General features: G+C 66.0%; 22 protein-coding genes. 12 read left to right on the top strand and 10 right to left on the bottom strand.

The window, feature by feature from the left end; translation table 11 throughout:
• The first annotated feature begins 81 nt into the window (after nucleotides 1–81).
• Nucleotides 82–1,206, top strand: a complete 1,125-nt coding sequence (locus HUT07_RS06800) for a pyridoxal phosphate-dependent aminotransferase (protein ID WP_176020283.1) — start codon at nucleotides 82–84, stop codon at nucleotides 1,204–1,206.
• 76 nt (nucleotides 1,207–1,282) lie between these two features.
• Here HUT07_RS06800 and zipA read toward each other — a convergent pair whose 3' ends face one another.
• From zipA to HUT07_RS06765, 7 genes are all read right to left on the bottom strand, one after another.
• Nucleotides 1,283–2,020, bottom strand: a complete 738-nt coding sequence (zipA, locus tag HUT07_RS06795; protein ID WP_176020282.1) for a cell division protein ZipA — start codon at nucleotides 2,018–2,020, stop codon at nucleotides 1,283–1,285.
• Nucleotides 2,021–2,066: 46 nt separating this feature from the next.
• Nucleotides 2,067–5,570 carry a chromosome segregation protein SMC gene (smc, locus tag HUT07_RS06790; protein WP_176020281.1) on the bottom strand — a complete coding sequence of 1,168 codons (3,504 nt, stop codon included), beginning with the start codon at nucleotides 5,568–5,570 and terminating at the stop codon, nucleotides 2,067–2,069.
• Between the two features lie 442 nt (nucleotides 5,571–6,012).
• Nucleotides 6,013–6,465 (bottom strand): 50S ribosomal protein L9, encoded by a 453-nt coding sequence (gene rplI, locus HUT07_RS06785; RefSeq protein WP_176020280.1) that lies wholly within the window; start codon nucleotides 6,463–6,465, stop codon nucleotides 6,013–6,015.
• Between the two features lie 105 nt (nucleotides 6,466–6,570).
• Entirely contained in the window at nucleotides 6,571–6,801 is a 231-nt protein-coding gene (rpsR, locus tag HUT07_RS06780) for a 30S ribosomal protein S18 (RefSeq protein WP_002804494.1), read from the bottom strand.
• Nucleotides 6,802–6,812: 11 nt separating this feature from the next.
• Nucleotides 6,813–7,250: a 30S ribosomal protein S6 gene (gene rpsF / locus HUT07_RS06775; protein WP_025876882.1), complete on the bottom strand. Its 438-nt coding sequence runs from the start codon at nucleotides 7,248–7,250 to the stop codon at nucleotides 6,813–6,815.
• 188 nt (nucleotides 7,251–7,438) lie between these two features.
• Entirely contained in the window at nucleotides 7,439–7,981 is a 543-nt protein-coding gene (locus HUT07_RS06770) for a CbrC family protein (RefSeq protein ID WP_176020279.1), read from the bottom strand.
• 84 nt (nucleotides 7,982–8,065) lie between these two features.
• Entirely contained in the window at nucleotides 8,066–8,404 is a 339-nt protein-coding gene (locus HUT07_RS06765; RefSeq protein WP_176020278.1) for an iron-sulfur cluster assembly accessory protein, read from the bottom strand.
• 129 nt (nucleotides 8,405–8,533) lie between these two features.
• On the opposite strand from HUT07_RS06765, the gene asnS reads away from it, so the two are divergent.
• The 11 genes from asnS (at nucleotide 8,534) to HUT07_RS06710 (ending at nucleotide 18,096) form a co-directional block, all read left to right on the top strand.
• A complete protein-coding gene (asnS, locus tag HUT07_RS06760) occupies nucleotides 8,534–9,928 on the top strand; it encodes an asparagine--tRNA ligase (protein WP_176020277.1) in 1,395 nt (464 codons plus the stop codon).
• A gap of 33 nt (nucleotides 9,929–9,961) precedes the next feature.
• Complete coding sequence (locus HUT07_RS06755; RefSeq protein ID WP_006376524.1) at nucleotides 9,962–10,261, top strand: hypothetical protein; 300 nt, start codon at nucleotides 9,962–9,964, stop codon at nucleotides 10,259–10,261.
• A 7-nt stretch (nucleotides 10,262–10,268) separates the two neighbouring features.
• On the top strand, nucleotides 10,269–10,583 hold the full coding sequence (locus tag HUT07_RS06750; RefSeq protein ID WP_025876872.1) for a hypothetical protein: 315 nt from the start codon (nucleotides 10,269–10,271) through the stop codon (nucleotides 10,581–10,583).
• 9 nt (nucleotides 10,584–10,592) lie between these two features.
• Complete coding sequence (locus tag HUT07_RS06745) at nucleotides 10,593–11,231, top strand: FMN-binding negative transcriptional regulator (protein WP_176020276.1); 639 nt, start codon at nucleotides 10,593–10,595, stop codon at nucleotides 11,229–11,231.
• Between the two features lie 73 nt (nucleotides 11,232–11,304).
• On the top strand, nucleotides 11,305–11,967 hold the full coding sequence (gene can, locus HUT07_RS06740) for a carbonate dehydratase (protein ID WP_176020275.1): 663 nt from the start codon (nucleotides 11,305–11,307) through the stop codon (nucleotides 11,965–11,967).
• A 19-nt stretch (nucleotides 11,968–11,986) separates the two neighbouring features.
• Nucleotides 11,987–12,508: a 3-hydroxyanthranilate 3,4-dioxygenase gene (locus HUT07_RS06735; protein WP_176020274.1), complete on the top strand. Its 522-nt coding sequence runs from the start codon at nucleotides 11,987–11,989 to the stop codon at nucleotides 12,506–12,508.
• A 169-nt stretch (nucleotides 12,509–12,677) separates the two neighbouring features.
• On the top strand, nucleotides 12,678–13,952 hold the full coding sequence (gene kynU, locus HUT07_RS06730; RefSeq protein ID WP_176020273.1) for a kynureninase: 1,275 nt from the start codon (nucleotides 12,678–12,680) through the stop codon (nucleotides 13,950–13,952).
• Nucleotides 13,953–13,982: 30 nt separating this feature from the next.
• Entirely contained in the window at nucleotides 13,983–15,350 is a 1,368-nt protein-coding gene (locus tag HUT07_RS06725) for an NAD(P)/FAD-dependent oxidoreductase (RefSeq protein ID WP_176020272.1), read from the top strand.
• The gene (gene sbcB / locus HUT07_RS06720) at nucleotides 15,350–16,789 is read left to right on the top strand and encodes an exodeoxyribonuclease I (RefSeq protein WP_176020271.1); all 1,440 of its coding nucleotides are present in this window, start codon (nucleotides 15,350–15,352) and stop codon (nucleotides 16,787–16,789) included. The genes HUT07_RS06725 and sbcB overlap by 1 nt, the downstream gene beginning before the upstream one ends.
• A complete protein-coding gene (locus HUT07_RS06715; RefSeq protein WP_176020270.1) occupies nucleotides 16,786–17,472 on the top strand; it encodes a DUF2461 domain-containing protein in 687 nt (228 codons plus the stop codon). The genes sbcB and HUT07_RS06715 overlap by 4 nt, the downstream gene beginning before the upstream one ends.
• 72 nt (nucleotides 17,473–17,544) lie before the next feature.
• Complete coding sequence (locus HUT07_RS06710; RefSeq protein WP_176020269.1) at nucleotides 17,545–18,096, top strand: DUF2939 domain-containing protein; 552 nt, start codon at nucleotides 17,545–17,547, stop codon at nucleotides 18,094–18,096.
• A 75-nt stretch (nucleotides 18,097–18,171) separates the two neighbouring features.
• On the opposite strand, the gene HUT07_RS06705 is transcribed toward HUT07_RS06710, so the two are convergent.
• The 3 genes from HUT07_RS06705 to HUT07_RS06695 form a co-directional block, all read right to left on the bottom strand.
• Entirely contained in the window at nucleotides 18,172–19,116 is a 945-nt protein-coding gene (locus tag HUT07_RS06705) for a 5'-nucleotidase (RefSeq protein WP_033831508.1), read from the bottom strand.
• A 46-nt stretch (nucleotides 19,117–19,162) separates the two neighbouring features.
• Entirely contained in the window at nucleotides 19,163–19,936 is a 774-nt protein-coding gene (locus HUT07_RS06700; protein WP_176020268.1) for an NAD kinase, read from the bottom strand.
• A gap of 295 nt (nucleotides 19,937–20,231) precedes the next feature.
• A complete protein-coding gene (locus HUT07_RS06695) occupies nucleotides 20,232–25,208 on the bottom strand; it encodes an NAD-glutamate dehydrogenase domain-containing protein (protein ID WP_176020267.1) in 4,977 nt (1,658 codons plus the stop codon).
• Nucleotides 25,209–25,359: the final 151 nt, after the last annotated feature.

Raw genomic sequence — 25,359 nt, 5'->3', positions numbered from 1 at the left:
TGGCAGCGGCTCTACACAACTACTTGCCGGCCAACACTGCCGGCGCTAGCGTGCGTCGGTCGCCCTTCCGGAACCGTGCCTGTGACCCTGCCCGCCTCCCGTCGCCACTTCCTGCAACTGGCCGGCGCCGGCCTCGCGCTCGCCAGCAGCGGCCTGCCTCGGCCGGCCCATGCACAGCCGGCGACCGTGGCCCCGCCCAACGCCGATACGGGCGCGGTGCTGCTCAACTTCAACGAATGCCCCTACGGCCCCTCGCCTGCTGCCCAGCAGGCGGCGCGCGACAGCATCGCCAGCTGCGGCCGTTACCGCTTCGCCTTGGCCGGTGAAGTGCGCGACGCCTTCATCGCCCAGGCCGGCATCCCCGCCGACCATGTGCGCCTGTATCCGGGCTCGAGCGAACCGCTGAACCGTGCGGCGACCCTGTGGACTGGCCCGCAGGCGGGCCTGGTGGTGGCCGACCCGACCTTCGAGACGCTGGGCGAGAAGGCAGCCGCACGCGGCGCCCATGTGCAGAAGGTGCCACTGCGCAGCGATGGCGCACATGACCTGCGCGCGATGGCAGCCGCCGCGCACGCGCGACCGACCGGCCTGCTGTACGTGTGCAATCCCAATAATCCTACCGGCTCGATCAGTCCCGCCGACGAACTGGCCTGGCTGCTGGCCAACAAGCCGGCCAGTACCCGCGTGCTGCTGGACGAGGCCTATCTGCAGTACAGCGAACAGCCCAGCCTGATTGCACAGGTGGCCCGGCGCGATGATCTGATCGTGCTGCGCACCTTCTCCAAGCTGTACGGCATGGCCGGCCTGCGCCTTGGCGTGGCGGCGGCGCATCCCGAGCGCCTGCGCGAGCTGGCCAGCCTGGGCGAGAATCCGCTGCCGGTGCCTGCCCTGGCGGCGGCACTGGCCAGCCTGCGCGACCTGCAGCTGATCCCGCAGCGACGCCTGCAGAATGCCAAGGCACGGCAGGCCACCATCGCCTGGTTGGGCAAGCGTGGCTTCCATTGCCTGCCAACGGAAGCGAACTGCTTCGTGGTGGATGTGCAGCGCGATGGAGCCGCCTTCGCCAAGGCCATGGCGGACAACGGCGTAGTGATCGGCCGCAGCTGGCCGATCTGGCCGCAGCGCGTGCGCGTGACCGTGGGTACCGAGGAAGAGATGGCGGCGTTCCGCAAAGCGTTCGCGAAAGTGGCGGGCGTACCGGCCTGACCGAATCCACGCATGGCGTGGATCTACTGGTCTGGTGGGTGCCGACCGTTGGTCGGCACGCCAGGACCTGCTGTGCCTACCAGCGTGGGGTCTTGGTCAACGGCGGGGCCTGGTGCTGACGGTCGTAGGCGCGCAGTTCGTCGCGGATGTGGGCGATGCGCTGGCGACCGAGCGCGTTGCGGCTGTCGTCCAACACCACGCCATCCAACAGCTCGGCCATGCGCTGCACGGTCGGCAGCATCTTCTCCCATGCATCCAGCGCGGTCAGCGGCGCCGGCAGGGTCAGGAAGAAGGCGATGGCCGGGGTTTCCATTGCGCGGATGTTGCCCATGTCGAAGCTGCCCGGCTTCATGATGCTGGCCATCGAGAAGATCGGGCCGCGTTCGGGATGACCCTCGACCAGCCGGTGGAAGACATTCATGTGGCCAAACACCAGGCCGGTCTTTTCCGCGGCCACGACGATGTCTTCGCCGCGCAGTTGCTCGCCAGCGCGGGCGGCGACGAACAGCGACACGATCTTGTCGAAATCCTGCGTCGCACGCTTGCCCAGGTCGTTGGCCGCGCCATCGACATCGGGCAGGCCCAGTTCGGCCTGCTCGACCGCATCGCCCATGCCAGGCTCGACGCGGGCGTCGGCCACAGGCACGCCATCCTCGCCCAGCACCGGCTCGCGGCGCTCGCCGGCGGTCGGCTCGGCGCTGTCCAAGCGACGGCCCTGGGGCTTCTTCTTGGGACGGCCAAACAGGAAGATCGCAGCGACCAACAGCAGGCCGGCGGCCAGGATGCCGATGCGCAACAGTGCCGTGTCGGACATTCGTTAGGTTCTCCGGCTAGTTCATTCAGGTAACTAGGATGGCACGTCAGGCCGCGCCCGCCAATCGCGCGGCTTCTTCCAGGTCCACGCTGACCAGGCGGCTGACACCCGGTTCGCGCATCGTCACGCCCGACAACTGGTGCGCCGCTTCCATCGTGGCCTTGTTGTGGCTGACGAACAAGAACTGCACCTTTTCGCTCATTTCCTTGACCATGTTGGCCAGGCGGCCGACGTTGGCTTCGTCCAGCGGCGCGTCCACCTCGTCCAGCAGGCAGAACGGCGCGGGGTTGAGCTGGAAGATGGCAAACACCAGCGCCACCGCGGTCATCGCCTTTTCGCCACCGGACAGCAGCGAAATGCTCGACACCCGCTTGCCCGGGGGGCGCGCCATGATGGTCACACCGGTGTCGAGCAGGTCTTCGCCGGTCAGTTCCAGGTAGGCGTGACCGCCGCCGAACAGGCGCGGATACAACGCCTGGACCCCGGCGTTGACGCGATCGAAAGTGTCCTTGAAGCGGCCACGGGTCTCACGGTCGATCTTGCGGATCGCATCTTCCAGAGTCTCCAGCGCGGTGGTCAGATCCACGTGCTGGGCATCCAGATACTCCGAGCGCTGCGAGGCTTCGCCATATTCGTGGATCGCCGCCAGGTTGACCGGCTCCAGCCGGCGCATGCGGCCATCGATCTGGTGCACGGCCTGCTCCCAGTCGCCCAGGCGTGCCTCTTCCGGCAGCGCGTTGATCACATCCTGCAGCACGAAACCGGCCTTCTCCACTGCACCCTGCAGGGTTTCTGCACTCAGCACCAATGCCTGCTGATCCAGCTTGCGCTGCGAAATACGCTCGCGCTGGGACAACGCCTGCTCGTCGCGCTGGTGGCGGGTCTGCTCGTAATTGCGCAGTTCGGCGTCGATGCCATCCAGCAGCGTGCGTGCTTCGGTCAGCACGCGATCGGCACGCACCCGCTCTTCCAGCGCGTTCTGGTGCTCGGCCTGCAGCGACTCGACCGGTGTATCGCCTTCGTCCAGCTGCGAATGCAGTTCGCCCAAGCGCGAATCCAGCTGGCCGCGCTGGGTACTCATGCGTTCCAGCGCCTGGCTCAACGAGGCCACCTGGGCGCGCTGCGATTCCAGGGTCAGGGCCAAGGCGTGCGAACGCTCGCGTACTGCGCGGGCGGCGTCGCGGGCCAGATCGCGCGCCTCGGTCAGCTGACGGCGCTCGCCCTCCAGGCCCTGCCGGTTCGACTCCAGGTCGCCCATGCTGTTGACCGCATTCTCCAGCCGCGAACGCGCTTCACGCGCCTGCTCGCGGTTGATGTCCAGGGTCTCCAGCAACTGGCTCAGCTCGCCTTCGATACGGTCGATGCGCGTACGTGCAGCCTCGACCTTGCCCTGCTGGCCCTGCAGCTGGCCCGCCAGTTCGGACACCGCGCGGTGCGCCAGGTACAGCGCCCGCTGCGCATCCTCGCGCTGCTGTTCGGCCGCCAGCAGATGCTCACGGAAACCGGCCAGCTGTTCTTCCAGTTCGGCTTCGCGCGATTGCAGCTGCTCGATCTGCTCGCGCAGCTCGTTGATTTCGCGTTCGCGCAGCAGCGCGCCCTGCTTGGCGGCACCGGAGCGCGACACGCGCACCCAGCCCTCGCCCAGACGCTCACCGCCCTGGGTGATGATGGAATCGCCCTCAGGCAGGCTGGCCTGCAATGCATTGGCTTCGGCAAGGTCGCGCGCGCCGTGCAGGCGCGCCAGCAGGCGACGGATCGGTGCCGGGCCACGCACACGCGCAGCCAGCGAGGTCGGTGCGACCTTCAGGTCCGCGCCGTCATTGGCAACCAGCGCGATGCGGCCTTCGCCCAGCTCGCCCAACGCATCGACCAGGCTGGCCGGGTCGTCGACCAGCACGCCTTCGATCAACTGGCCGAGGGCGCTTTCCACTGCGTTTTCCCAGCCGGCATCGACATCCAGGCGTTCACCCACGCGTGCGGCCGAATCCAGGCCACGCGACTTCAGCCATGCCACCGCCGCGCCCTGCTCCTGGCCAAGCGCGGCCTGTTGCAGGGTTTCCAGCGAGGACAGGCGCCCGCGCAGACCATTGACCTGCTTGCGCAGTTCAGCCAGTTCGTTCTGGCCATTGCGCTGCTGCTCCTGCACCGCAGCAACACCGTGCTTGCGCTCCTCGACCTGTTCGGTCAGCTCATCCAGCGCGGTCTTCTGAGTCTCGTGCTGCAGGTGCAGCTGCTCGAAGACCTCGTCCAGCGCATCCACGTCGAGGCCAGCGCGCTCGGCCGCCAGTGCTTCGCGGCGACGATCGGCATCAAGAATCTGCTTGTCCAGGTAGTCCACGCGGGTGCGCTCAACCTCACCGGCACGCGAGGCCTCCGAACTCTGCGACGTGTGCTGCTCCCAACGCTGCTGCCAATCGGACAGCCGCGTTTCGGCCTCACGCAGGCCCTCCTGCTTGATCTCGTTTTCTTCCTGCAGTTCTTCCAGCTGCGGGGTGGCCGCATCGACCGCCTCGCGCAGCACCATCAACTTGGCTTCGTCACCACTGATGTGCTGGCCCAGTTCGGCCAGTGCCTGGCGGGTTTCATCGCGCGCCTTGTGCAGGCGTTGCGACAGTTCGCGCTGGTGCTGGATCTGCTGTTCGAGACGGGCCAACGTGCTGCCCACCTGATAGACCTCGGCCTGCGCGGCGTTGAGCGCGTCGGCAGCCTCCTCGCGGCGAACGCGCGAGGTCTCGATCCGGGCCTCGGCGTCACGCTGATCGGCAATCAGCTGCTGCAGGCGGGTTTCTTCCTGCGACAGCCCTTCGCGCAGCTTGGACAGGCGACCGTCCAGGCCACGATATTCCAAGGCCTTCCACTCCGCGTCCTTGACCCGGCGCTCTTCCTGCAGCGCCTGGTACTGCTCGGCCTGTTTTGCCTGCCGCTTGAGGTGTTCCAGCTGCTTGGTGATTTCCTCGCGCAGGTCGCCAAGGCGATCCAGGTTCTCGCGCGTGTGGCGGATGCGGGTCTCGGTTTCCTTGCGGCGCTCCTTGTACTTGGAGATGCCTGCAGCCTCTTCCAGGTACACGCGCAGGTCTTCCGGACGCGCCTCGATGATCTGGCTGATCATGCCCTGCTCGATGATCGAGTAGCTGCGTGGCCCCAGGCCGGTGCCGAGGAACAGGTCGGTGATGTCGCGGCGGCGGCACTTGGTGCCGTTGAGGTAGTAGTTGCTGCTGCCGTCGCGGCTGACGGTGCGCTTGACCGAGATCTCGTTGAACGAGGCGTACTCGCCGGAAATCGTGTGATCGGAGTTGTCGAAGATCAGCTCGACAGTGGCCTGCGAAACCGGCTTGCGGGCATTGGAACCAGAGAAGATAACGTCGGTGAGCGAGTCACCACGCAGGCGGCTGGCCGAACTCTCGCCCATGACCCAGCGCACGGCGTCGATGATGTTCGACTTGCCGCAGCCATTGGGGCCCACCACGCCGGTCATGTTGGTCGGCAGGTGCAGCGTGGTCGGATCGACGAAGGACTTGAAGCCGGACAGCTTGATCGTGGAAAGACGCATGGCGTGATTGGGTTCCGGGCAAGGGCCTTACGGCCGCCACCATAGTGGATGTCAGGTCAGCCAGCACCTCAAGCCGTTGATTTCAAAAGAATTCAACAAGGCCAAGGGTGACGCAATGGAATGAGTATAGCGGGGCGAATGTTCCACGGGCGGGATGACCGGGGAGGAGGCTCCACGCTCGACCTCCTTTTCCGCTACCCGGTCTCGCCTGAGGCACTTCAGAACACCCGTCAGCGCCCTGAGACTGAACGCAACGCGTTGATATCAATGGATTCATGCTGAATCAACAAGGGGCGGATCGACGTTCCCTCTCGGGCCGATCGCGCATGGCTCGACGCTACGTGCCGGGGCGCGCGACAAGCGCCGGGGCGCCATTGCCCAAAACAAAACGGGCACCCTTGCGGGCGCCCGTTCTGGTGATACCAGGCCTTGCGGCGTGGGATCAGGCCTTTTCGGCTTCGACCACAACCTTGACGGTGGTTTCCACGTCAGCGTGCAGGTGCACCAGGACGTCGTACTCACCAATGTTGCGGAAGGCGCCTTCGCCCAGGATGACTTCGCTCTTGCTCAGCGGCAGGCCGGCAGCGGTGAAGGCATCGGCGATTTCGCGGGCGCCGACCGAGCCGTACAGCTTGCCTTCGGTCGAAGCGTTGGCGGCGACGGTCACGCTCGCGCCTTCCAGCTTGGCCTTGCGGGCTTCGGCTTCGGCGTGGATGGACTGGGCCTTGGCTTCGTAATCAGCGCGCTTGGCTTCGAACTCGGCCTTGTTGCTCTCGGTGGCCGGAACGGCCTTGCCCTGCGGCACGAGGAAGTTACGGCCATAGCCCGGCTTCACGTCGACCAGGTCGCCCAGGTTGCCGAGGTTGGTGACTTTCTGCAGGAGGATCAGCTGCATGGTATTGCTCCAGATAAGTTATTCGTTAGCGAGGCGCGTGCCCCGCAACAAAGGCTGTCCGAATAGCTGGCACAGCGGGGGCAGCGCGAAGCTGCCCCGCCGGCATCAGACGTCGTGGTTGTCGGTGTACGGAATCAGGGCCAGGAAGCGAGCGCGCTTGACGGCGGTCGCCAGCTGACGCTGGTACTTCGACTTGGTACCGGTGACGCGGCTCGGCACGATCTTGCCGTTCTCGGTCAGGTACTGGCGCAGGGTGTTGAGATCCTTGTAGTCGATCTCCTTGACACCTTCGGCCGTGAACTTGCAGAACTTGCGGCGACGGAAGAACTTGGACATGTCAGTGCTCCTTAGGCGGCCGAAGCGGCGTCGTCGCCGGCATCGTTGTCAGCGGCGGGGGTGGTTTCGCCTTCTTCGTCATCACGACGACGACGCTCACCACGCTCGGGCTTGTCGCCCTTCTCGTCCTTGCTCTTCATGATCAGCGACTGCTCGGTGTCAGCCTCGTCACGCTTGATGACCAGGTTGCGCAGCACGGCGTCGTTGAAGCGGAAGCTCTCGGTCAGTTCGGTCAGCACGGCCTGGTCGACTTCGATGTTCAGCAGCACGTAGTGCGCCTTCACCAGGTTCTGGATCGGGTACGCCAGCTGGCGGCGGCCCCAGTCTTCCAGACGGTGGATGGTGCCGTTGCCGTTCTCGACCAGCGACTTGTAACGCTCGATCATGGCCGGGACCTGCTCGCTCTGGTCCGGGTGGACCATGAACACGATTTCGTAATGACGACTCATGTTTCTTCTACCTTTCGGATGTGGCCTTGCGGCCGGACAGCCCCCCGCCGTTGATACCGCGGTGGGGCAAGGGATCCTGCCAGGGAGGCAGGAAGCCGCGCATTATGGCGCAGATGGGGGCGGATGGGCAACCGGCGGGGGCCAAGCAACCTGAACCGGGCGGCGGCGAACCCTGAAACCGCCCTGGGCTACTCCAGATCGACATGAAGGCGATGCTGGCCGCATTCCAGGCACTGGAACAGGCACCCGACCATCGGGCCATCGCGGCTCAGATGTTCCAGCACCCAGTCGGCGTCGCGCGGGTTGGCCTCGGCCACGTCCGGCCGGACCTCGTGGAGGATGGGCTGGAGGTCCTCGTTGCCGGCATAGCCGAGGAAGGCGCAGGGCCGTTCGCAGTGGGTGAGCCAGACCGACTGCTGCCAGCAGGCATAGCCCGGCGTGCGCTCGCAGATTTCCAGCAGCAGCGGGCGGGCAATGCTCGGCGGCGGGTCGGCCGGGTCCGGCGACACCCCCTCGATATCACTCCATCCAGTGAACTCGCCGTCGTAACTGGCTGCGGCCCTGCCATCGGCAATGCACCATGGGCACAGGTAATCCGGGGCCAAGCAGGTGTAGAACGGTCCCCGGTAGCGCAGTGTCCGCGGCTCGCCACAGCAGTCGCAGACCCCGCCGATGTCCTCGAAGGACAGTGCGTAGGCGTTGGGGTGATAGGTGAAAACCGGGCGTTCCATCCGTGGGTCCTTTCGTGCCGACCAAGGTCGGCACCTGCCAGGCGGTAGCGCCGGGCCATGCCCGGCGGGCGCCAAAACCGCGCGTCAGGCCTTGTCGGCGTCGGTGGTGAAGCTCTCGCCGCAGCCGCACTCGGCGGTGGCATTGGGGTTGCTGAACGTGAAGGTCTCGCTCAGGCCCTGCTTGCCGAAGTCGATCACGGTGCCGTCCACCAGGGCCAGGCTCTTGGCGTCGACGTAGATCTTCACCCCGTCCTGTTCGAACACGGTGTCGTCCGCGCGCTCGTCGCGGGCCAGGTCGGTGATGTGGCCCCAGCCCGAGCAACCGGTCTTGGTCACGCCAAAACGCAGGCCCAGCGCGCCGGGGGTCTGGGCAACAAAGCGCTGCACGCGCTCGAAGGCGATGGGGGTCAGGCTGACGGCCATGAGGCTCACTCCAAGGATACGGGGACATTATAAGGATCCGAGCGGCGCAGAAATGCCTCGCAAGCAGAACGCTGCAACCGGTAAACTCCCGTGTTCACAGATCGAGTCGATCAGCAGAGGATTCAAGTCATGACGGTGGTCAGCGTTGAACATGCGCTTGCCGGGAAGATCCCGGAAGGTGGCGAAGTCACGGTACGCGGATGGGTGCGCACGGTGCGCGGTTCAGCGAATCTGGCCTTCGTCAATGTGAGCGACGGTTCCTGCTTCGCGCCGATCCAGGTCGTGGCCAACGACACCCTGGGCAATTTCGACGAGATCAAGCGCCTGACCAGCGGCTGCTCGGTCATCGCCACCGGCACCCTGGTGAAGTCGCAGGGCAAGGGCCAGTCGTTCGAGATCCAGGCCAGCGCGCTGGAGGTGGTCGGCTGGGTCGAAGACCCGCTCACCTACCCGATCCAGCCCAAACCGATGTCGCCGGAGTTCCTGCGTGAAGTGGCGCACCTGCGCCCGCGCACCAACCTGTTCGGCGCGGTTACCCGCATCCGCAACTGCCTGGCCCAGGCCGTGCACCGTTTCTTCCACGAGAACGGCTTCAACTGGATCAGCACCCCGATCATCACCACATCCGACGCTGAAGGCGCCGGCCAGATGTTCCGCGTGTCCACCCTGGACATGGTGAACCTGCCGCGCGACGAGAAGGGCGCGATCGATTTCAGCCGCGACTTCTTCGGCAAGGAAACCTTCCTGACCGTGTCCGGCCAGTTGAACGTCGAGGCCTACTGCCTGGCGCTGAGCAAGGTCTACACCTTCGGCCCGACCTTCCGCGCCGAGAACAGCCACACCACCCGCCACCTGGCGGAGTTCTGGATGATCGAGCCGGAAATCGCCTTCGCCGACCTGGCTGAAGACGCGCGCCTGGCCGAAGAATTCCTGAAGTACCTGTTCCGTGCGGTGCTCAACGAGCGCGGTGACGACCTGGCCTTCATCGCCGAGCGCGTGGACAAGAACGCGATCACCAAGCTGGAAGACTTCATCAACGCGCCGTTCGAGCGCATCGACTACACCGATGCGGTCAGCCTGCTGCAGAAGTCCGGCAAGAAGTTCGACTTCCCGGTCGAATGGGGCCTGGATCTGCAGACCGAGCACGAGCGCTGGCTGACCGAGGAACATGTCGGCCGCCCGGTGGTGGTGACCAACTACCCCGAGCACATCAAGGCCTTCTACATGCGCCTGAACGATGACGGCAGGACCGTCGCTGCGATGGACGTGCTGGCCCCGGGCATCGGCGAGATCATCGGCGGTAGCCAGCGCGAAGAGCGTCTGGATGTACTGGACGCGCGCATGGCGCAGTTCGGCCTGGATCGCGAGCATTACAGTTGGTATCGCGATTTCCGCCGTTACGGTTCGGTGCCGCACGCCGGCTTCGGCCTGGGCTTCGAGCGCCTGGTGGTCTACGTCTGCGGCCTGTCCAACATCCGCGATGCGATCCCCTACCCGCGCGCCCCGGGCAGCGCGGACTTCTAAGCCCACACCCACGACCACGGAGGTACTGCCCCCATGACCCTGTTCTTCGCCCTGTGTTTCGTCGGCGTTGCAGTGGCCGGGTTCAGTGCCTTCGTGATCTTCTGGCCGCTGACCCTGGTGCATGTGCGCGATCGCCATCCGGCGCTGGCGCAGCGCTTCGGCAGTGGCGCCTTCCTCAAGCCCGATGCGCTGGGCTGGCTGCTGCGGCGCGAATACCGCACCCAGCCGGACCGGTCGCTGTCCGGGTTGGCGACGCCCGCCTGGGTATCGCTGCTGACCCTGCTGGCCGGACTGGGCATGGCTGCCCTGCTCTGGCTGGCCTCGCTCTGGTAAGACACACATGAACGACCTTTCCCACGTCCGCGACAGCTGGTGGCTGGCCAGCCTCGGCAACACCCTGATCTGGGCGCGCCTGCGCATCCGCGAGGCCGGCACCGCCGAGGTGCTCGACAGCGACGGCAATACGCTGAGCTACGACAGCGAGGACACCGCCCGCTCGCAGCTGTTCGATGCCGAGTTCGTCGAGTACGACGGCCTGGACGAAGAAGATGCGCTGGTACGCGGCTTCTCGCTGCATGAAGTGCAGCCACCGCAGGCGGGCAGCGACGAAGGCCTGCGCGGGCGCATGGTGCAGTCGCTCGGCAGCCGCGCCTGAGGCCAGCCAATGTTCACCCCACGCGCCTTTGCCGAGACCGACCTGCTGTGGCTGGATCGCCTGCTGGCGCGTGATCCATTCGTCACCGTGCTTACCGCCGGTGGCGATGGCCTGCCGGAACTGACCCGGCTGCCCGTGCTGTACCAGCGCGACGGCGACCACGTCGAGCTGCGCGGCCATTGGGCCCGCGCCAACCCGCAGGCACGCCACAGCGGTGCGGCCAAGGTGCTGGTGGACGGGCCGCATGGCTATGTCTCGGCCAGCTGGTACCCGGACAAGGAGCCAGCGGCGCGGGTGCCTACCTGGAACTACGCCGCCGCCGAGCTGCACGGCCAGCTGCAGACCTTCGACGATACCGATGCCCTGGCCCAGCTGGTCAGCGATACCGGCGACCGTTTCGAAGCCAGCGTCGGCCAGGCGTGGCGGTTCGAGCCCGAACGTGATGATCACCGTCGCCAGCTGCGCGGCATCGTCGGCTTCCGCTTCACCGTCGAACAGGTGCAGCTGAAGTTGAAGCTGAGCCAGAACCACCCCGAGGCCAACCAGCAGGCGGTGATTACCGAGCTGGAAAGCCTGGACAATGCCCATTCAACCGAACTGGCGCAGTGGATGCGCCGGTATCGCGACGAAGCCGCCGCAGGCAGCTGAGCGCGCTGTTTCCCGCGACGACGCGACCAGATCGGCCGCGCCTTGCCCCCACCCGACGTCAGGGACCCCGAACATGAAAGACATCCACAAGCTGCTGCAGAACAACCGCGACTGGGCGGACCGGATCGAGAAGGAAGACCCGGACTTCTTCCATCAGCTGGCCAAGCAGCAGCATCCGGAATACCTGTGGATCGGCTGTTCCGACTCGCGCGTTCCGGCCAACCAGATCATCGGCATGGCCCCGGGTGAGGTGTTCGTGCACCGCAATGTCGCCAACGTGGTCGCCCACACCGATCTGAACTGCCTGAGCGTAGTGCAGTACGCGGTGGACCAGCTGAAGGTGAAGCACATCCTGATCGTCGGCCACTACGGTTGCGGCGGCGTGCATGCCTGCCTGCACAACACCCGCGTCGGCCTGGCCGACAACTGGCTGCGCCACGTCGGCGACGTGATGCAGAAGCACACAGCCATTCTCGATGCCATCGAGACCGACGAACTCAAGCACGCGCGCCTGTGCGAACTGAACGTGATCGAACAGGTCGCCAACCTGTGCCGCTCGACCATCGTGCAGGATGCCTGGGCCCGCGGCCAGAAACTGATGGTGCATGGCTGGGTGTACAGCCTGAAGGACGGCCGCGTTCGCGAAATGGGCATCGACGTGGGTTCGCAGGAAGAGCTGCAGCCGGCCTATGAGAAGGCCCTGTCCTACGTCCCGCGCAAAGGCAAGCGCGACTGATTCCCTACGGAAGACAACCATGCTCGCATCGCCGATCAACCTGCATGCCTGGATCGAAGAACACCGCCACCTGCTGAAACCGCCGGTGGGCAACAAGATGATCGACAACGGTGATTTCATCGTGATGGTGGTCGGCGGCCCGAACAGCCGCACCGATTTCCACTACGACGAGGGCCCGGAGTGGTTTTATCAGCTGGAAGGCGAGATGGTACTGAAGGTGCAGGAGGACGGCGCGGTGCGCGATATTCCGATCCGCGCCGGCGAGATCTTCCTGCTGCCGGGCAAGGTGCCGCACTCACCGCGGCGCCCACCCGGCGGCGTCGGCCTGGTGGTGGAGCGCAAGCGCCTGCCGCATGAGCGCGATGGCGTGATCTGGCATTGCGAACGCTGCAACCACAAGCTGTACGAAGAGTACTTCACGCTGCAGAACATCGAGACCGACCTGCCGAAGGTGTTTGCGCGCTACCAGGCCAGCCTGGAACTGCGTACCTGCAGTGAATGCGGCCATGTGGATCCGTTGCCGGCACCGGCGGCGGGCTGAACGTTCGCCGGGCATCGCGACGCCTGATGCGTCCGCCGGGCATGGCCCGACGCTACCGGTGTGCGTGATTCCCAGGTAGCGCCGGGCCATGCCCGGCGAGCGCGCCGCGCGGCATCACGCTGGCCCCAGGCGCTACACTGGCAACCCCGTTGCAGCCTGTTGCCCGACCATGTCCGACCTGCTCAGCCGCACCCACGCCATTGCCCTTGATGCCGCCGATCCGCTGCGGCCGCTGCGGCAGGAATTCCTGATTCCGCGCCATGGCGGCGGTGAACAGACCTACTTCGTCGGCAACTCACTGGGCCTGCAACCGCGCGGTGCGCAAGCGGCAGTGCAGGAAGTGATGAAGCAGTGGGGTGAACTGGCGGTGGAAGGGCACTTCACCGGGCCGACCCAATGGCTGTCGTATCACCGACTGGTCAGCGCGCAGCTGGCGCGCGTGGTCGGTGCACTGCCCAGCGAAGTGGTGGCGATGAACACGTTGAGCGTGAACCTGCACCTGATGATGGTCAGTTTCTACCGGCCAACAGCCGAGCGCCCGGTGATCCTGATGGAAGCCGGTGCATTCCCCACCGACCGCCATGCAGTGGAAGCACAGATCCGCTTCCACGGTTTCGACCCGGCCGACTGCCTGGTGGAAGTGCAGCCGGATGAAGCCAACGGCACGATCTCGATGGCCGCCATCGAACGCGCGATCGCCGCGCACGGTCCGCGGCTGGCGCTGGTGCTGTGGCCTGGCGTGCAGTACCGCAGCGGCCAGGCCTTCGACCTGGATGCGATCACCCGCGCGGCACGCCTGCAGGGTGCGCGCATCGGCTTCGACCTGGCGCACTCGGTCGGCAACCTGCCGCTGCACCTGCATGACGTCGCCCCGGACTTCGCCGTGTGGTGCCACTACAAATACCTCAACAGCGGCCCGGGCGCCGTGGCCGGTGCCTTCGTGCACGAGCGCCATCATCGCGACACCACGCTGCCACGCTTTGCCGGCTGGTGGGGCCATGAAGAAGCCACCCGCTTCCAGATGGCCCCGCAGTTCCAGCCCGCGGTCGGCGCCGAGGGCTGGCAGCTGAGCAACCCACCGATCCTCGGCCTGGCGCCGCTGCGTGCGTCACTGGACCTGTTTGAACGCGCTGGCATGGAATCGCTGCGTAGCAAGTCGCTGGCACTGACCGGCATGCTCGACGCGCTGGTACGTTCGCGCTTGCCGCAGGTGCTGGAGATCGTCACCCCGGCCGAGCCAGAGCGGCGCGGCTGCCAGCTGTCGCTGCGCGTGATCGGCGGCCGCGAGCGAGGGCGCGCCCTGTTCGAACATCTACGCGCCATCGGCGTGCTGGGTGACTGGCGCGAGCCGGACGTGATCCGCATCTCGCCCACTCCGCTCTACAACCGCTACCTCGACGTGCACCACTTCGTCGAGGAAGTGGAAGCCTGGGCCGGCCTGTAAGCCGCCCTCCCCTTACTGCTGGACAGTTCGTTGATCGCACATGCATCCCGCTCGCTGAGCATTGTCGGCGCTGGCCTGGCCGGCTCCCTGCTGGCCATCCTGCTGTCACGGCAGGGCTGGCGCATCACCCTGTACGAACGCCGTGGCGATCCGCGCATTGCCGACTATGAAAGCGGCCGCTCGATCAACCTGGCCCTGGCCGAGCGCGGACGCAATGCATTGCGCCAGGCCGGTGTGGAAGAGGAAGTGATGGCGCGCGCGGTGATGATGCGCGGACGCATGGTGCACCCGCGCGAGGGCGAGCCACAGCTGCAGCGTTACGGTCGCGACGACAGCGAAGTGATCTGGTCGATCCATCGCAGCGACCTGAACACCACGCTGCTGGAGCTGGCCGAGCAGGCTGGTGCCACTGTGCATTTCCACCGCCGCCTGCACACGGTCGATTTCGATGCCGGCTACGCGCGCTTCATCGATGATCGTGACGACAGTCCGCACGATATCCGCTTCGATACGCTGGTGGGTGCCGACGGCGCAGGCTCGGCACTGCGTGCGGCGATGAACCGGCGCGAGCCGCTGGGCGAGGACATTGCCTTCCTCGACCATTCCTACAAGGAACTGGAGATCCCGCCGACCGACGATGGCGGCTTCCGCATCGAGCGCAATGCCCTGCACATCTGGCCGCGCGGCCACTACATGTGCATCGCCCTGCCCAACCACGAGGGCACGTTCACCGTGACCCTGTTCCTGCCCAACCAGGGCGATCCGAGCTTTGCTACGGTCAACAGCGGCGTCCAGGCTGAAGCACTGTTCGCGCGTGAGTTCGCCGATACCCTGCCGCTGATTCCCAACCTGCGTGCGGACTGGGAGCAGCATCCGCCCGGCCTGCTCGGCACGCTCACCCTGGAACGTTGGCACCAGCAGGACCGCGCCGTGCTTATTGGCGATGCCGCGCACGCGATGGTGCCGTTCCACGGCCAGGGCATGAACTGTGCGTTCGAGGACTGCGTGGCATTGGCCCGTCATCTGATGGACGCGGACGACCTGCAGAGTGCCTTCGCCGGGTTCGAAGCCGAGCGCAAACCGAATGCGCGTGCGATCCAGCAGATGGCGCTGGAGAACTATCTGGAGATGCGCGACCGGGTAGCCGATCCGGCCTTCCTGCTGCAGCGTGAGCTGGAACAGGAACTGCAGCGGCGCTGGCCGACGCGCTTCGTACCGCACTACACGATGGTCACGTTCCTGCACACGCCCTATGCCGAGGCGCTGCGCCGCACCGACATCCAGCGCGGAATGCTGATCGCCGCCACCGCTGGCCACCACACCCTGGACAACATCGACTGGGCCGCACTGGAAGCGCAGATCCATGCGCGGTTGCCGGTGCTGGAGGGCGCGCACTGATGGCCGACACCTTCCTGTTCTACGATCTGGAAACCTTCGGCCAGGATCCGCGCCGTACCCGCATTGCGCAGTACGCGGCGATCCGTACCGACAGCGACCTCAACGAGATCGACACGCCGGTCAGCTTCTTTGTTCGCCCGGCCGACGATCTGCTGCCCTCGCCGATGGCCACGATGGTCACCGGCATCACCCCGCAGCAGGCGCTGGCCGAAGGCATCAGCGAAGCCGAAGCGTTCGATCGCATCAACGAGCAGCTGTCGCGTCCCGGCACCTGCGCGCTGGGTTACAACACCCTGCGCTTCGACGACGAATTCATCCGCTACGGCCTGTTCCGCAACTTCCACGACCCGTACGAACGCGAGTGGCGCAATGGCAACTCGCGCTGGGACCTGCTGGACATGCTGCGGCTGATGCATGCCATCCGACCGGAGGGCATCCACTGGCCCAAGCGCGAGGACGGCGCCACGTCGTTCAAGCTTGAGCACCTGGCCGAGGCCAACGGCGTACGCGAGGGCGATGCCCACGAAGCATTGTCGGACGTGCGCGCGACGATCGGCATGGCCCGCCTGTTCAAGCAGTCGCAGCCGCGCCTGTGGGACTACGCGCTGAAGCTGCGCGACAAGCGTTTCGTCGGCAGCCTGCTCGACATCCCCGCACTGAAGCCGGTGCTGCATATCTCGATGCGTTACCCGGCCAGCCGCCTGTGCGCGGCACCGGTGCTGCCGCTGGCGGTACACCCGACCATCAACAACCGGGTGATCGTGTTCGACCTCGATGGCGACATCGATGACCTGCTGGAACTGCCCGCCGAGGTGATCGCCCAGCGCCTGTACCTGCGCGCCAGCGAACTGCCTGAAGGCGTCGCCCGGGTGCCGTTGAAGGAAGTGCACCTGAACAAAGTGCCGGCGCTGGTGGCCTGGAACCACCTGCGCGCCGATGATCACGCACGACTCGGGTTGGACGTTGCCGCGATCGAAGCCAAGGTGGAACGACTGCGCGCGTTCGCACCGCAGTTGGCCGAGAAGGCACGCCAGGTCTACAACCAGCCGCGCACGGCGAGCGTGTCCGATGTGGATGCTTCGCTGTACGACGGCTTCCTCGGCGCCGGCGACAAGCCGCTGCTGGCACTCGCGCGCACCACCCAACCGGAGCAGCTGGCAGCGCTGGAAGGCCGCTTCCGTGACCCGCGCCTGCCCGAGCTGCTGTTCCGCTATCGCGCCCGCAATCATCCCGGAAGCCTCTCACCGGACGAACGCGAGCGTTGGAAGGCCTACCGCCGCCAGCGCCTGTTCGGCGAGGAAGGCATGGGCGAACTCAACCTGGACCAGTACCAGCAGCAGCTGGATGCGCTGGCAGCCGATGCACCCGACGATGCCCGCCGCGCTGCGTTGCTTCAATCGCTGCGTGACTGGGGCCAGCACCTGCAGGAGGATCTGTGAGCACCTATTTCTCTGATGCCAGTTTCAAGTTCCTGCGCAGCCTGGCGCTGCACAACGACAAGACCTGGTTCAACGACCATCGCCAGCAGTACGAAGACCACGTGCGGCAGCCGTTCCTGCGCCTGCTGGGCGACCTGCAGCCGGCACTGACCGAAGTGAGCGACCACTTCCGTGCAGACACCCGTGGCGTAGGCGGTTCGTTGTTCCGCATCCACCGTGACGCGCGTTTCTCCAACGACAAGTCGCCTTATAAAACCTGGCAGGGTGCGCGCCTGTTCCATGAGCGCCGGCGTGAAGTGGCCGCACCCTCGTTCTACGTGCACCTGCAACCGGGCGAGAGCTTCGTCGGTGCGGGACTGTGGCATCCCGAACCGGAAACCCAGCGCCGCGTCCGCCACTTCATCCTAGACAACCCGGGCAGCTGGAAGGCAGCCGCGCATGCGCCGGCGCTGCGCAAGCGCTTCGACTTTGAGGAAACCGAGAAGCTGGTAAGACCGCCGCGCGGCTTCCCGGCCGACTTCGAATTCATCGATGACCTCAAGCACCGCAACTGGGTGATGTGGCGTTCGCTGGACGATGCCACGATGACCGGCCCGCGCCTGCTGTCCACGCTCGGCAAGGACCTGGCGGCGCTGGGCCCGTTCGTCGACTACCTGTGCGCTGCGCTGGATCTGGAGTTCTGACCGGCGCTCGGCCCTCATCGGCATCACCCATCGTTCACCACCGACCACCCCACTTGCGGCAGGCTGTGCACCATGAAGAAGCTCATTGGCATCCTTGCTCTGCTGATCGTGGTGATGGCCGGCTGGTGGTTCGGCGGCCCCTACCTGACCGTGCATGGCCTGTCCAAGGCCATCGAACAACGGGACACCGCGCGCCTGGAACGCTACGTGGATTTCCCGCGCGTGCGTACCAGCCTGCGCGCCCAGCTCAATGATTACCTGGTGCGCCAGGCCGGCCCTGAAGTAGCGGCCAGCCCCTTCGGCGCCCTGCTGTACGGGCTGGGTGACCAGCTGGGCGGCGCTGCGGTGGACACGATGGTCACCCCCACCGGCATCGGTGCGATGCTGCAGGGCCATGTGCTGTGGAAGCGTGGCCGCAATGAACTGCAGGGGGGCGATGCCTTCGGCACGACCGAACCGGCGCGACCACTGAAGAATGCCGAACACCACTTTGAAGCCCTGGATCGCTTCGTGGTCGATGTCGATCGCGGCCCTGGCCAGCCGCCATTGAAAGTGGTGCTGGAACCGCAGGGCCTGCGCTGGAAGGTGGTGGACCTGCAGCTGGGGATGTCAGGAACGCCATAGCCGGTAGCTGCCCACCTTGGTGGGCGCGGCTGCATGGCAGTGCCAACCAACGGTTGGCACCCACCGGCCATGGGTTCACCCCTCGTTGGCGACGCCGTGCGGGACGTGCCCGGCGGCCACGTGTTCACGCGCACTGTCGATGTTGTGCTGCGAATCATCGAAGAAGATATCGGCACCGAACGCCTGCAGGAACGGGCCCTTGTGCCGACCGCCGAGGAAAAGTGCCTCGTCCAGGCGCACACCCCATTCGCGCAGGGTGCGGATTACCCGCTCGTGTGCCGGTGCCGAACGCGCGGTCACCAGCGCCGTGCGGATGGGCGCGCTGTCGCCGGCCGGGAATACTTCCTGCAAGGTATGCAGCGCAGAGAGGAAACCGCGGAACGGACCGCCACTGAGCGGTTCACGGGCGCGCTCGCGCTCATGGCGACCAAACGCCTCCACGCCCTGCTCGCGCGAAATGCGCTCGCTTTCATCACCGAAGATCACCGCATCACCGTCGAAGGCGATGCGCAGCTGCCCGGCCGGGCGGGTGATGTCGATCTGGTCGGCGGCAGCGGCAGCGGTCTCGCCCGGCGGCTTGGGCAGGATGGTCGCCGCAGCGATGCCATGGCGCAGCGCGCTGCGCACCGATTCCGGGTTGGCTGACAGGAACAGGTCGGTGCCGAACGGCTTCACGTACGGCCATGTCGGCTCACCGGCGGTGAAGGTCGCGCGGATGATGCCCAGCCCGTAGTGCTGGATGGAATTGAAGATGCGCAGGCCGGTATCGGCCGAGTTGCGCGACAGCAGGATCACTTCCACGCGCGGATTCTCGGGGCTGGCGCCCTGGTTCAGCGCCAGCAGCTTGCGCACCACCGGGAAGGCCACGCCCGGCCCGAGGATGTCGTCCTCGTGCTGGCGCTGGTACTCGGCATAGGCGGCCACGCCATCGCTCTCGAACAGCGCATGGCTTTCTTCCAGGTCGAACAGCGCACGCGAGGTCACCGCGACGGTCAGCAAGCGGGGGGAGTTGTCGCCCATCGGTGGGGTCCTTCAAGCGGTCGGCAGTGCCGGCCGCCTATTGTCGTCAAAAAACGAACTGTTCGCTCAGGATCCGGTCTTCCAGGTTGTGCTCCGGGTCGAACAGCAGGGTCACCCGGTGCTCGCGCGATTCGCGGATCGTCACTTCGACCACATCGCGGGTCTCGTGCGAATCGGCGGTGACGCTGACCGGACGCTTGTAGGGATCAAGCACGCGGAAGCGCACTTCGGTATCAGCCTTGAGGATGGCGCCGCGCCAGCGTCGCGGGCGATACGGGGCCAGTGGCGTCAGGGCGATGGTGTGCGAGCCCAGTGGCAGCACCGGCCCATGCGCGGAGTAGTTGTAGGCGGTGCTTCCGGCCGGCGTGGCCACCAGCACACCATCGCCGATCAGCTCGCCCACCCGTTCCTGGCCATTGAGATCGATGCCGATATGCGCCGCCTGCCGGGTCTGGCGCAACAGCGAGACATCGTTGTAGGCCAGCGATCCGGTGGTCGTGCCCGATTCGGTCAGCGCCATCATTTCCAGCGGACGCAGGTGGGCCGGCTCGGCGCGGGCGATACGCGCATGCACGTCGTCGTCGCCGCGATACTGGTTCATCAGGAAACCCACCGTCCCCAGCTTCATTCCGAATACCGGCTTGCCCAGGTGTCCGTGACGATGCAGGGTCTGCAGCATGAAGCCATCGCCACCGAGCGGGCACAGCACCTCGGCCTGATCCGGCGCGTGGTCGCCATAGCGCGAGACCATCGCTGCGCGGGCCATCTGCGCAGGTTCGGTGGTGCTGGCGAGGAAAGCGATGCGGGGGGTGTCGCTCATCGGTGGATCCGAGGGAAGGCTTGGTGGAGAGCATAACCGAGCGCCGGGGGATGGACCCCGCGTGGCGGATGACCGGCATATCCGCCGGGACACGCCGTAAACCCGTCCCTGGGGGCTCGATCGCGCCATCCATGGCGCTCACGGTCCCGGCGGATATGCCGGTCATCCACCTGGCAGGTTAACGGCCGGCGTCGGGTCAGGTGGTCGCAAAGGTCAAGGGCAGAAACAGAACGGCCCCGCTTTCGCGGGGCCGTTCCGGTTCACGCATGCCAGGCGTGGCCTGGCACTACTTCAGTTACGCGCCGTGGGCAGCAAGCTGACCCAGGCGCTGGACTGCGACCGAAACGGTCGGGTAGTCCAGGGTCTTCTGCTCGGCCAGTTCTGCCAGCATCGCCAGGGTGAAGCGCAGGCTGCTGTCATCACGACCGATCCATGCAGCCACCTTGGCTTCAGCGGTGCTGCCCTTGGTGGCCAGCACCTGGCCAGCCAGGCTGCGGTGGTGTGCCGCCAGTTCGTCGCGCAGCACGCCACGTGCCACCGCGTGCCAGCGCCCGTTGACCTCCAGCGCGTCGATCTGCTCGAACAGCCACGGCAGCTGCAGCGCGTCGCCCAGGCGGAAGTGGATCTTGGAGACGTCCACCGGCTTCAGCTTGCGGGTGCGGGCCAGTTCGATGATGTCGAACGCCGGCTCCAGGAAGTGCAGTTCGGCCAGCTGCTGTGCCAGTGCCGACGGCAGGCCCTTTTCCTTCCACTCGGCCACCAGGGCTTCGTAGGTCGGACGCTGCGAATCCGGCAGCACACCCGAAGCAACACGGATGTCGTTGAACGGTCCCTGGTAACGGTTGACCGCCTCGGTGATGCCCGGCATCGGGCCCGGGCGGGACAGCAGCCAGCGCACGAACGAACGCTGCAGCTTCCAGATCACTTCCAGTGCATCGATCTGCACCGACTCCGGCAGAGTGCCGTCGAGGGCATCGATCTGCGCCCACAGCGCGCGTGCATCCAGCGTTTCACGGCTGATGGTGTAGGCCTTGGCGACCTCGGCAATGGTGCGGCCGGTGTCTTCCTGCATGCGCATCAGGAACGTGGCGCCCATGCGGTTGATGGTCTGGTTGGTCACGGCCGTGGCGATGATTTCGCGCTTCAGGCGGTGACGCTCCATCGCGTCGGCGTACTTCTTCTGCAGCGGGGTCGGGAAGTAGCGCTGCAGTTCCTTGGACAGGTACGGATCTTCCGGGATGTCCGAATCCAGCAGCTGGGCGAACGCCACCAGCTTGGAATAGGACAGCAGCACCGACAGTTCCGGACGGGTCAGGCCCTGGCCACGCGCCTTGCGCTGGGACAGCTCGGCATCGGACGGCAGGAACTCGATCTGGCGATCAAGCAGGCCCTGCTGTTCCAGGGTACGGATGAAGTGCTGCTTGGAACCCAGGCGCTTGACTGCCATCCGCTCCATCAGGCTCAAGGCCTGGTTCTGGCGGTAGTTGTCATTGAGCACCAGCGCGGCGACTTCGTCGGTCATCGACGCCAGCAGCTTGTTGCGCTGCTCGACGGTCAGCTTCTTGGCCCGCACCACGTCGTTGAGCAGGATCTTGATGTTGACTTCATGGTCGGAGGTATCGACACCGGCCGAGTTGTCGATGAAGTCGGTGTTGAGCAGCACACCGGCCTGGGCAGCTTCGATGCGGCCCAGCTGGGTCATGCCCAGGTTGCCGCCCTCGCCCACCACCTTGCAGCGCAGCTCGCCACCGTTCACGCGCAGCGCGTTGTTGGCGCGGTCGCCGACATCGCTGTGCTGCTCGCTGGCGGCCTTGACGTAGGTACCGATGCCGCCGTTCCACAGCAGGTCGACCGGTGCCTTCAGGATCGCGCTCATCAGGTCGTTCGGCGACAGCGCCTTGACGTTCTCGTCCAGGCCCAGCGCTTCACGCACCTGCGGGGTGATCTCGATCGACTTCAGGGTGCGCGGGAAGATGCCGCCGCCCTTGCTGATCAGCTTGGCATCGTAGTCCGCCCAGCTCGAACGCGGCACGGTGAACAGGCGCTCACGTTCGACGAACGTGGTGGCCGCATCCGGGTTCGGGTCCAGGAAGATGTGGCGGTGGTCGAACGCGGCCACCAGGCGGATGTGGCGCGACAGCAGCATGCCGTTGCCGAACACGTCGCCGGACATGTCGCCGACGCCGACCGCAGTGAAGTCCTGGGTCTGGCTGTCACGGCCCAGCGCACGGAAGTGGCGCTTGACCGACTCCCACGCACCGCGTGCGGTGATGCCCATGCCCTTGTGGTCGTAACCGACCGAGCCACCGGAGGCGAACGCATCCCCCATCCAGAAGCCGTGCGCGATGGCCAGGCCGTTGGCGATGTCGGAGAAGGTCGCGGTGCCCTTGTCAGCGGCCACCACCAGGTACGGATCGTCCATGTCGTGGCGCACGACATCCACCGGCGGCACGATCTTGTTGTTGACGATGTTGTCGGTGATGTCCAACAGGCCCTGGATGAACAGCTTGTAGCAGGCCACGCCGTTGGCGAAGATCGCGTCGCGGTCACCATTCACCGGCGGGGTCTTGGCGAAGAAGCCGCCCTTCGCGCCGACCGGCACGATGACGGTGTTCTTGACCATCTGCGCCTTGACCAGGCCCAGCACCTCGGTACGGAAGTCTTCGCGACGATCCGACCAGCGCAGGCCACCACGGGCGACCGCGCCGAAGCGCAGGTGGGTACCTTCCACGCGCGGGCCGTAGACGAAGATCTCGCGGTACGGGCGCGGCTTCGGCAGGTCCGGCACCAGCGCCGAATCGAACTTGAAGCTGATGACATGGCCGTGCTGGCCGTTGGCATCGGTCTGGTAGTAGCTGGTACGCAGGGTCGCGTCGATCACGCCCATGAACGAGCGCAGGATGCGGTCCTCGTCCAGGCTCGACACGCGGTCCATCAGCTTCAGCAGCGCATCGCGCGCGGCCTGCATCTGCGCGTCGCGGTCACCCTTGCGGGCGTCGACCACGGTCTTGAGCACCTTCAGGGTGGCGTCGTCGCCGGCAGCCAGCACATCGAAGTGCGCCTTCAGCTGGGCCTGGCCGGCCGCGATGTCCTCCTTGCCTTCGTGGCCGGTGGCCGGATCGAAGCGGGCTTCGAACAGCTCGACCAGCAGGCGGGCCAGCAGCGGGTAACGGGCGAAGGTGCCTTCCACATAGGCCTGCGAGAACGGCACGCCGGTCTGCAGCAGGTACTTGCAGTAGCCACGCAGCATGGCGACCTGGCGCCAGTGCAGGCCGGCAGCCAGCACCAGGCGATTGAAGCCGTCGTTCTCGGCATCGCCGTGCCAGACGCGGGCGAAGGTCTCGCCGAAGGCTTCATCGACACTGGCGGCATCGATCGCGCCGGCGGTCGACTCGACCTCGAAGTCCTGCACGTACACCGGGGCGTTGTCGACCGACAGGCGGTACGGACGCTCGGCGATCACGCGCAGGCCCATGTTTTCCATCATCGGCAGCGCGTCCGACAGCGGAATGTCGTCCAGCTGGCGATACAGTTTCAGGCGCAGGCCATCGCCGCTTTCGCGCGGCACGGCCTGCAGGCTCAGGCGCAGGTCGTCCGGGCCGGTCAGGGCGTCGAGCTGGCTGACATCGTTGGCGGCAACAGCGGTGCTGTTGTCTTCGATGTAGCCGGCCGGCAGCGCCTTGCCGATACGGGCGGCGATGCGCAGGCCTTCGGTCTCGCCGTGGCGGGTGACCAGCGCTTCGCGCAGATCGTCCTGCCAGTTGCGCAGCACCTGGGCCAGCTTCTGCTCCAGTTCGGCGGTATCGACGTCGAGCATCTCACCCGGCTTCGGGCGCACGATCAGGTGCACCTGGGCCAGCGGCGACTCGCCCAGCACCACCGAGCTGTCGACGTACTCACCGTGCAGCGCGTCCTTCAGCATCGCTTCGATGCGCAGGCGCACATCGGTGTTGAAGCGCTCGCGCGGCAGGTAGACCAGCGCGGAGATGAAACGGCTGTACTTGTCGCGGCGCAGGAACAGGCGGCTGCGCACGCGCTCCTGCAGGCCCAGCACGCCCATCGCGGTGCGGAACAGTTCGTCCTCGCTGGACTGGAACAGTTCTTCGCGCGGCAGGGTTTCCAGGATGTGGCGCAGGGCCTTGCCACTGTGGCTGGCCGGAGCCAGGCCCGACTGCTTCATCACGTGCTCGTGGCGCTGGCGCACCAGCGGGATTTCCCACGGGCGACGGTTGTAGGCGCTGGAGGTGAACAGGCCGAGGAAGCGCTGCTCGCCGATGATCTTGCCCTTGGCGTCGAATTCCAGCACGCCGATGTAGTCCATGTAACCGGCGCGATGCACGCGCGAACGGGCATTGGTCTTGGTCAGGATCAGCGCGTCCTTCAAACCGGACGTGGTGTTCAGGCCCTGCGCGGCCAGGGTCTTGACCGGACGGGCGGCGGACTTGTCCTTGCCGCGCATCAGGCCCAGGCCGGTGTCGTTCAACGGCGCCAGCACGTCTTCCTTGCCCTGCTTCTCGACGCGGTACTCGCGGTAGCCGAAGAAGGTGAAGTGGTTGTCGGCGGCCCAGCGCAGGAACTCCTGTGCTTCCTTGCGCGACGCGTCGTCGACCGGCAGCTGGCGGCTGCCAAGGTCGTCGGCCAGCGCCAGCGCCTTGTCCTTCATCGGCTGCCAGTCGCGCACGATCGCACGCACTTCATCCAGCGCCTTGTTGATGGCCTGCTCGATGGCGGCCATGGCTTCGGCCGGCTGGCGGTCGATCTCCAGCAGCATCACCGACTCCAGCGCACCCTCGCCGACCTTGGTCAACTTGCCGGCCTTGTCACGGGTGAACTGCAGCACCGGATGGCCCAGTACATGCACGCCAACGCCGTGCTCGGCCAACGACATGGTCACGGTGTCGACCAGGAACGGCATGTCGTCGTTGATGATCTGCAGCACGGTGTGCGGCGACTCCCAACCGTTTGCCTTCACCGTCGGGTTGAACACGCGGACGTTGGCCTTGCCGGCCTTGCGGGCGCGGGCGAATTCCAGCGTTTCGGCGGCAAGCGCAGCCCATTCCTCAGCACTGTGATGGGGGAACTCGTCGGCCTCCATGCGCTTGTAGAAGCTGGAGGCAAATGCCACTGCCTCGGCCTGAGCGGCCGCGGGGTAACGCTTGCGCAAGGCCGTGTACACCGGCTCCAGGGAGAAACCAGCGGTCACTGCGACCTCCGACTCAACTGGTTTGCTTTTGTTTTTCACGGTCTTGGCTGCGGTTTTTTGCGGTTTCATGGCAGAGCGGCGCGCTTGCTCAGTTGGGAAAATGAAATTGTAGCCCTACCGCACGAAAAGGCCTTGCTGCAGGACGGAATAACCACATTCGGGTTTGCTGCGGTTTAGATGCCCTATTCAGTTCGCACCGGTATGGGCATCGAGGTCGCAC

It is taken from the genome of Stenotrophomonas sp. NA06056, assembly GCF_013364355.1.
Lineage (GTDB): Bacteria > Pseudomonadota > Gammaproteobacteria > Xanthomonadales > Xanthomonadaceae > Stenotrophomonas.
This window is presented reverse-complemented; position numbering and strand designations above follow the sequence as displayed.

What these genes read in the sequence shown, in the direction of transcription:
- zipA (WP_176020282.1), bottom strand. Translation starts at nt 2,020, where the DNA reads ATGTCCGACACGGCACTGTTGCGCATCGGCATCCTGGCCGCCGGCCTG.
- smc (WP_176020281.1), bottom strand. Translation starts at nt 5,570, where the DNA reads ATGCGTCTTTCCACGATCAAGCTGTCCGGCTTCAAGTCCTTCGTCGAT.
- rplI (WP_176020280.1), bottom strand. Translation starts at nt 6,465, where the DNA reads ATGCAGCTGATCCTCCTGCAGAAAGTCACCAACCTCGGCAACCTGGGC.
- rpsR (WP_002804494.1), bottom strand. Translation starts at nt 6,801, where the DNA reads ATGTCCAAGTTCTTCCGTCGCCGCAAGTTCTGCAAGTTCACGGCCGAA.
- rpsF (WP_025876882.1), bottom strand. Translation starts at nt 7,250, where the DNA reads ATGAGTCGTCATTACGAAATCGTGTTCATGGTCCACCCGGACCAGAGC.
- HUT07_RS06770 (WP_176020279.1), bottom strand. Translation starts at nt 7,981, where the DNA reads ATGGAACGCCCGGTTTTCACCTATCACCCCAACGCCTACGCACTGTCC.
- HUT07_RS06765 (WP_176020278.1), bottom strand. Translation starts at nt 8,404, where the DNA reads ATGGCCGTCAGCCTGACCCCCATCGCCTTCGAGCGCGTGCAGCGCTTT.
- asnS (WP_176020277.1), top strand. Translation starts at nt 8,534, where the DNA reads ATGACGGTGGTCAGCGTTGAACATGCGCTTGCCGGGAAGATCCCGGAA.
- HUT07_RS06755 (WP_006376524.1), top strand. Translation starts at nt 9,962, where the DNA reads ATGACCCTGTTCTTCGCCCTGTGTTTCGTCGGCGTTGCAGTGGCCGGG.
- HUT07_RS06750 (WP_025876872.1), top strand. Translation starts at nt 10,269, where the DNA reads ATGAACGACCTTTCCCACGTCCGCGACAGCTGGTGGCTGGCCAGCCTC.
- HUT07_RS06745 (WP_176020276.1), top strand. Translation starts at nt 10,593, where the DNA reads ATGTTCACCCCACGCGCCTTTGCCGAGACCGACCTGCTGTGGCTGGAT.
- can (WP_176020275.1), top strand. Translation starts at nt 11,305, where the DNA reads ATGAAAGACATCCACAAGCTGCTGCAGAACAACCGCGACTGGGCGGAC.
- HUT07_RS06735 (WP_176020274.1), top strand. Translation starts at nt 11,987, where the DNA reads ATGCTCGCATCGCCGATCAACCTGCATGCCTGGATCGAAGAACACCGC.
- kynU (WP_176020273.1), top strand. Translation starts at nt 12,678, where the DNA reads ATGTCCGACCTGCTCAGCCGCACCCACGCCATTGCCCTTGATGCCGCC.
- sbcB (WP_176020271.1), top strand. Translation starts at nt 15,350, where the DNA reads ATGGCCGACACCTTCCTGTTCTACGATCTGGAAACCTTCGGCCAGGAT.
- HUT07_RS06710 (WP_176020269.1), top strand. Translation starts at nt 17,545, where the DNA reads ATGAAGAAGCTCATTGGCATCCTTGCTCTGCTGATCGTGGTGATGGCC.
- HUT07_RS06705 (WP_033831508.1), bottom strand. Translation starts at nt 19,116, where the DNA reads ATGGGCGACAACTCCCCCCGCTTGCTGACCGTCGCGGTGACCTCGCGT.
- HUT07_RS06700 (WP_176020268.1), bottom strand. Translation starts at nt 19,936, where the DNA reads ATGAGCGACACCCCCCGCATCGCTTTCCTCGCCAGCACCACCGAACCT.
- HUT07_RS06695 (WP_176020267.1), bottom strand. Translation starts at nt 25,208, where the DNA reads ATGAAACCGCAAAAAACCGCAGCCAAGACCGTGAAAAACAAAAGCAAA.